Below are 312 nucleotides of genomic sequence, written 5' to 3'. Positions count from 1 at the left end.
TTCTATAGCTAAAAGTAACAGTAAAAAAGTTAAAGAACAGAAAAGAAATAATGTGTTAAGACCCAGCAAGAAACCCGATATTGACAATGTTGTTAAGATTGTTGCTGATGCACTTAATGAGATAGCTTATAAGGATGATACACAGATAGTTGAGGTTGTAGCTAGTAAGTATTATAGTGATAAGCCAAGAGTTGAAGTTGTACTAGAGGATATTGTATAAAAAGAATCTAAACAAAAGTCACAATAAACTTATTAATGTATTCTATAAAAAACGATATCAATAAAATTAAACAAATCCATATAAAGATATGA

General features: G+C 27.9%; 1 protein-coding gene. It reads left to right on the top strand.

The window, feature by feature from the left end; genetic code table 11:
* The coding region (locus Q3304_RS21020; protein WP_407815501.1) for a RusA family crossover junction endodeoxyribonuclease at positions 1 to 220 on the top strand (220 nt) is incomplete at its 5' end.
* Positions 221 to 312: the final 92 nt, after the last annotated feature.

This window comes from Clostridioides sp. GD02377 (assembly GCF_045899875.1).
Taxonomy (GTDB): Bacteria; Bacillota; Clostridia; order Peptostreptococcales; family Peptostreptococcaceae; genus Clostridioides; species Clostridioides difficile_A.
Note: the sequence above shows the minus strand (reverse complement) of the source record. Positions and strands in the feature narration are given on the sequence as shown.